The organism is Arthrobacter sp. H5, assembly GCF_000520595.1.
GTDB lineage: Bacteria > Actinomycetota > Actinomycetes > Actinomycetales > Micrococcaceae > Arthrobacter_D.
The window spans coordinates 1-6225 of sequence record NZ_KI915005.1 but is presented as its reverse complement, the minus strand read 5'-3'; the positions used below and the strand labels follow the sequence as shown (position 1 = coordinate 6225).

The 6225-nt window shown below is 61.7% G+C and carries 7 protein-coding genes; 4 read left to right on the top strand and 3 right to left on the bottom strand.

Going from position 1 to position 6225, the window contains the following annotated elements; genetic code table 11:
* Nucleotides 1–218: 218 nt before the first annotated feature.
* The gene (locus Y708_RS25320; RefSeq protein WP_253905832.1) at nt 219–887 is read right to left on the bottom strand and encodes an FAD-dependent monooxygenase; all 669 of its coding nucleotides are present in this window, start codon (nt 885–887) and stop codon (nt 219–221) included.
* A 260-nt stretch (nt 888–1147) separates the two neighbouring features.
* Between Y708_RS25320 and Y708_RS0114635 the strand changes: the two genes are divergently transcribed.
* The 4 genes from Y708_RS0114635 (at nt 1148) to Y708_RS29305 (ending at nt 5490) form a co-directional block, all read left to right on the top strand.
* On the top strand, nt 1148–2167 hold the full coding sequence (locus Y708_RS0114635) for a universal stress protein (protein ID WP_028280501.1): 1020 nt from the start codon (nt 1148–1150) through the stop codon (nt 2165–2167).
* A gap of 417 nt (nt 2168–2584) precedes the next feature.
* Nucleotides 2585–3706 (top strand): quaternary amine ABC transporter ATP-binding protein, encoded by a 1122-nt coding sequence (locus Y708_RS25315; protein ID WP_253905831.1) that lies wholly within the window; start codon nt 2585–2587, stop codon nt 3704–3706.
* Complete coding sequence (locus tag Y708_RS29310; RefSeq protein ID WP_035776492.1) at nt 3703–4548, top strand: ABC transporter permease; 846 nt, start codon at nt 3703–3705, stop codon at nt 4546–4548. Before Y708_RS25315 ends, Y708_RS29310 begins: the two co-directional genes overlap by 4 nt.
* Nucleotides 4549–4593: 45 nt before the next feature.
* The gene (locus Y708_RS29305; protein WP_051479024.1) at nt 4594–5490 is read left to right on the top strand and encodes a glycine betaine ABC transporter substrate-binding protein; all 897 of its coding nucleotides are present in this window, start codon (nt 4594–4596) and stop codon (nt 5488–5490) included.
* A gap of 83 nt (nt 5491–5573) precedes the next feature.
* Here Y708_RS29305 and Y708_RS31130 read toward each other — a convergent pair whose 3' ends face one another.
* Entirely contained in the window at nt 5574–5939 is a 366-nt protein-coding gene (locus Y708_RS31130; RefSeq protein ID WP_051479023.1) for a C40 family peptidase, read from the bottom strand.
* Between the two features lie 61 nt (nt 5940–6000).
* Nucleotides 6001–6225 (bottom strand): hypothetical protein (locus Y708_RS31125; RefSeq protein ID WP_253905830.1); only part of this gene is annotated, 225 nt, incomplete at its 5' end.

The following is a 6225-nucleotide window of genomic DNA, read 5'->3' as shown; positions in this document are numbered from 1 at the left end:
CACGGCAGGACCGATCGAGCCAGGCGAGCCGGAAGCATTGGATTCAGAGGCCGCTTCGGAGTCCGGCTTCCCGTGGGGCATAACCATTATGGTGTCCGTGCTGGTGGTACTCGCCGTCGTTCTTGCCATGGGAGCGCGCCGCAGGCTGAAGCAGGGAAGCAGCGAATCTGCTTAAAGCGGGCGCAGGACCATGCCTATAAGCCGGGGAATTCCAGGGACTAGGTGCTGACGGCTGAAACCACGGTGGGCCGCGCTGCGGGCACGGACGCGTCCGCTGCTGCGCCCAGAGCGCCTTGGGTAACGATGGTGTCGCTGATCGACTTCGCCTGACGAACTATTTCGCGGGTAGTGGGATTCAGTGCTTCGCCAACACCAATCAGGTACAACCCGATCGATTTGAGTGCCCCCTTCAAATCGCGGCCTACGGCGACTCCCAAGGAGTGCAGGAATCGTCTTAGCTGGTTCTGCGGATACTTGGTGAGGACTACATGGTCGGCAAGCAGAACCCCATGACCGGTTTGCACCGCCCACTTCTTGGAGCCGAGCACGGGCGCCGGTAGAAGTTGTGAGTATCCCACCATGCACAGGTCCTCGGCGATGGTGTCCTGGCGGATGTCGAGGCAGTGGCTGGCAGCGTATCCGCGCAGGAGGCGGAGAAGTTCGTTGCGCTCGGTCAGTGAGACTGAATCAGTCATCACGGTGCGCCCGGATCCCGAGCTAAGGCACTCGGCGCTTTCGACCACAATCGACTTGACCCCGCGGCGGCTCAGCTCGCTCGCAACAGCCAGGCCGGAGAGCCCGGAGCCCACTACAACGGTGGTGGTCATCTCCGCCGGACAGGGCGACGGAGACTGAGCGGCCACAAGGGTGATCGGAAACAAAGTCACTGAGAAACCTTCTGAAGGAGAGAAATTCCGCACAGCCCGGCGCCTCTTCCGGGCTGTGCGGACACTTGATTGCGAACGGGTCAACCAAGCGCACTCGAAACGGGCGGAATCCCTGCCTAGGACCATCCGCCCGGTAACGATTTCTCGAAGCCTATATAACTTTTTGTACCGTGAATAGACCCTTACGGAAGAGTAGGCTACAAATAGTTTGAAGGCTGGCCGCAGGTGTCGGAAAGTTCAAGCCGCAAGGAGGCGGGATCATGGATGATGCGCAGGCAGGGGACGGTATGAGCCTTTCCAACCGACGTGGAATTGTTGTTGGTGTTGATGGTTCCGATCAGAGTATTTGTGCACTGGTGTGGGCCGCCCATGAGGCCGAACGCAGGAAGACTCCGCTTCATGTGGTGACCGCCTACACGGTTCCGGTCTTCGCGGCGTCGAGCATGGATGCCGGCTACACAACAGTGGACGACGCCGTCATCCGCGAGGGCGCGCAGGCGGTGATTGATCAGGCCATCATCAAGATCGCTTCGCATTCAATCGAGATAGTGCCTCGCGTCGAGGCCGGAGACGCTTCGGGAGTGCTGCTGGAGCTCTCCGAGGATGCCGAACTGATGGTTGTTGGTTCACGTGGCCGCGGTGGCTTTGTGGGCCGCCTGCTGGGCTCTGTGAGCAGCGCGCTCCCCGCGCATTCGAAGTGCCCAACGGTCGTCGTCCCCTTGTGGTGCGCGCCGCGCCTGAACGAGGCCGGCGTTCAAGCGCCAAAAGGGAAGGGGGAGCCCTGCCCGCCCGCGGACCAGGTTGAGAAAGTGGTGGTGGTGGGCGTTGATGGTTCCGAGCAGGCCCGGATGGCGTCCATCGCGGCGGCGGAACAGGCACTGTCCATGGGGCTGCCCCTCAGGGTTGTGTGTTCACTGCCGCCGTTTACCGGATCACTCGCCTGGGTGCCCGCGCCGCTGGACAGGGATGCGCTGCACTCAGACATCATGGTCCAGCTCAAGGCAGGTATGGCATGGCTGCAAAGCCACTTTCCCGCACTGGACATCTCCGTGGAACTCCTTGATGGTCCTCCGGTTGAGGTGTTGATCGAATCGTCGCGGAAGGCCGAGCTGGTGGTCCTCGGAACACGCGGCAGGGGAGGCTTTGCAGGCATGCTGCTGGGATCGACCAGCCAAGGAGTACTGCATCATGCCAAAGGGCCGGTCCTGGTGGTGCCTGATCGCGAGGATCCGCGTCTTCGGGACCGCGAGAGCTTCGGCCCAATGATTCCCATGAACTGAAGGCCCTGCCCACTGGGTTTGGCCGGCACCGCGGGTCGCCGCGAATTTCGATGCTTCGCGCCGGATTTATCCTTCAGAGCCACGCTGGCATAACGAAGCTATAAATAAGCCAGGTCCCTTGAACTAGCCGATCCCCCGCTGTTTGGCCTCTTTACGCAACCCGGACAGAGGTGAATTCCTCGATATTTCAGCTGTTAGCGAACACCCAGCTGTTAGCGTGGGAATTCATAGGGAGGGCGTTTTTCTGGCGGCGCACATGTGCCGCCGGACCGCGCTGAAATGGGAAACCGAAACAGGTCCCGCCTCCGAATTTCGCCTTGGCGCCGGATTTTCCGGCACGGCCAAGAACTAGCAACGGGTGCTGTGACCGGTGGACCCGCATGTCCGCCATCCGGTGTACCCCGGACGGGTAAGTGCGTGAACGAATCAATTGTCCTGGAGGCCAAAGGCCTGTACAAGGTGTTTGGCAGGCGACCGCAGGAAGCAGTCAAGAAGCTTGCTGCGGGTCAGAGCCGTGAGGAACTGAGCAAGATGGGCACCGCGGCAGTCATTGACGCGAGCTTCCAGGTTCGTCGAGGCGAGATCTTTGTGGTTATGGGCCTGTCCGGGTCCGGCAAATCAACACTGATCCGCATGCTCAATGGACTGTTGCCGGCCACGGCCGGGCAGGTGTCAGTTTCCGGAACGGATCTGGTGGGGATATCGGACAAAGCGCTCCGAAAGCTCCGTCAGCAGAAAATCTCGATGGTATTCCAGCACTTTGCCCTGATGCCACACCGCACCGTCCTTGAAAACGCTGCCTACGCCCTTGAAGTTCAGGGGATCGACCGAGCTGAACGGGAAGCGCGCGCTCTGAAAGTTCTCAAGCTTGTGGGCCTGGAGGGCTGGGAGCAAAAATATCCAGGGCAGCTCTCCGGTGGGATGAAGCAGCGTGTGGGGCTGGCCCGGGCCCTCGCCGCCGAGACGGACATTCTCCTGATGGACGAGGCTTTCTCCGCGCTGGACCCGTTGATCCGGCGGGAAATGCAGGAACAGCTGATCACCCTGCAGCGCGAACTGGGCAAAACCATCATCTTCATTACGCATGACCTCAATGAAGCGATGCTGCTGGGTGACCGGATCGCGATGATGCACGACGGCCGCATTGTTCAGATTGGTTCTCCCGACGAGATCCTGAAGCAGCCAACCAACGACTATGTCGAACAGTTTGTCCAGGACGTGGACCGCACCAGGGTATTGACGGCCGGCGTGGTCATGGACAGCACGCCCGATCACGTGACCGCAGCATCGCTGCCCGGCGCCACCACGGTCAGCGAGGACGCTCCCCTTGCCGACATTCTGGGGTTGGCAGCTGACAGCCGCCGCCCCCTCGCTGTGGTCGACGGTGACGATCACGTTATCGGTTCGGTGGGGCAGGAGACGCTGCTCTCCGCGCTCAGCAACTCAGCACCCGCCGCCGAGAGTGCGGCCGTTACCAAGGCGCCGGGCGGCGATGCGACTGATCGCACGGCCCACAATTCAGCGGAGGGCATCCAATGATCGAGTTCCGAATTCCACTGGGAGCCTGGGTTGATGCCGGCGTCGATTGGATCCTTGAGAACCTTGCGGCGCTCTTTGACGTGGTCAAGGTTGTTTTCAAGAGCTCCTACGACGGCATCGAATGGGTCCTGCTGACGCCGTCGTTCCCCATCATCCTGGTTGCACTGGTGGCAATCGGCTGGCTGGTCAAAAACTGGAAGTTTGCGCTCGGCACTGCAGTTGGACTGGTCCTCATCTACGGCGTGAACCAATGGGAAGCGGCTATGGAGTCGCTGGCGCTGGTGCTGTTGGCCAGCCTCATCGCTGTGATTATCAGTGTTCCGCTGGGCATACTGGCCGCCAAGTCCGACCGCATCTCGGCCGTCGTCAAACCTCTGCTGGACTTCCTGCAGACCATGCCGGCGTTTGTCTACCTGATTCCGGCGGTAGCGCTCTTCAGCGTGGGCGTTGTTCCCGGAGTGGTGGCAACGATTCTCTTCGCCATGGCGCCGGGTGCGCGTTTCACCGAACTGGGCATCAGGGGAGTGGACAAGGAAGTGGTGGAGGCCGGGCAGGCGTTCGGTTCCACCCCCTGGCGGATACTCCGTCAGATTCAGATTCCCCTGGCCATGCCCACCATCATGGCCGGGATCAATCAGGTGATCATGCTGTCGCTGTCCATGGTGGTTATTGCCGGTCTGGTAGGTGCGGGCGGCCTCGGAGGCGAAGTAGTCAACGCCCTGCAGCGGATCGACATTGGGCTGGGCTTTGAAGCCGGCATTTCGGTGGTCATCCTGGCCATTTATCTTGACCGTTTATCAGCGTCGTTGGGCAGGCCCTCAAGGGCAGCCTCAATGGCTTGACAATAAATCCGGCGGGTTAGACCGCAGGTGGAAGGAACAACAAGGATGAATATCAAGAAGCGTTCAACAACGATTGCCGCACTGGGAATGGTTTCCGCGCTGGCACTGTCGGCCTGTGGTGGGTCCGGGGAGAGCAGCACCGCAGGCGCCGAGACCCAGGAAATGACAATAGGCGTGTTCAACGGCTGGCCTGAAGGAGAAGCCGTCTCCGAGCTGTGGCGAGCCATCCTCGAAGAGAAGGGCTATGACGTCACGCTGGAGTACGCTGACGCGGGCCCGGCCTTTACCGGCCTAGCCAGTGGCGATTACGACGCCGTGCTGGACGTGTGGCTTCCCTTGACCCATGAGTCCTACATCGAGGAGTTCGGCGATGACATCACCGAACTGGGAGCGTGGAATGACGAGGCGCTCCTGACGATTGCGGTCAATGAGGATGCTCCCATTGATTCCCTCGAGGAACTCGCCGCCAACGCCGACGCGTTTGATAACCGTCTGGTGGGAATTGAAGCCGGGGCCGGGCTGACCAAGGCCACAACCGAACAGGTTATCCCAACCTATGGTCTTGAGGAGATGGAGTACCTCACGTCCTCAACTCCGGCCATGTTGTCCGAGCTGCAGACAAAGCTGGCCGCCGGTGAGAACGTTGCTGTCACACTTTGGCGTCCGCACTGGGCCTATGACGAGTTCCCCATCAAGGACCTTGAGGATCCAGAGGGCACCCTGGGGGATGCCGAGAGCATTTACTCCTATGGTTCATCCACGTTCAAGGAGGACTTCCCCGAAGCCGCCGAGTGGCTTGCGAACTTCACAATGGATTCCGAGACGCTGTACTCGCTTGAGAACGCCATGTTCAACAGCGGTGAGGAAACTGAGGACTACGCTCCCATTGTTGAAGAGTGGATTTCCGAAAATCAGGAATGGGTGGACGGCTTGACCAGCTAGTTCCACTGACATAAAAAGGTCCACCTCCCGGGATGATGCCTGGAGGTGGACCTTTTTATGTCTGCAGCCGCTTGAGAGCCCCGCTACATTCTCACGGCGAGCGGGTTCAGTGCGCCCATGCCGGCCATGTGGGACAGGTCCGTAACCAGGATGCCCTGAGACGGGTTGAGTGCGTTGACCACCTGATTGTTGCCGATATAGATGGCCACGTGCCAGATCCCGGCGCCTTGGCCCCAGAAGACCAGATCCCCATATTGCAGCTGGGACAGTGGGACGTGGGTGCCCGCTCCGTGCTGTGCGGCGGCGGTGCGGGGCACGGATATGCCCGCGGACGCGAACGCCTGCTGCACCAGGCCCGAGCAGTCGTACCCACGGGGTCCGTTGCCGCCCCAAGAATAGAAATACGGAGAGCCCGTGCGTGCCATCGCGTAGCCGACGGCGGCAGCCACACCACCCGAGTTCAACGGCGGCGGAGGCGGAGCGGGCGCTGGTGCAGGTGGTGCGGGAGGTTCAGGTGCGGGAGGTGCCGGCGGCCGGGGTGCGGGTGCTGGTGGTGCGGGAGGTGCCGGCGGCCGGGGTGCGGGCGCTGGCGGCGCCGGTGGTTGCGTTGGCGCCGGTGGGCGGGGCGCTGGCGGTGTAACGGCGGGCGGTGCGGGATTGGACGGCGCGATGGCCGGCGGCGCCGGGGGCTGCATGGGTGCCGCCGGCGCGGGTGCCGGTGCGGGTGCCGGTGCG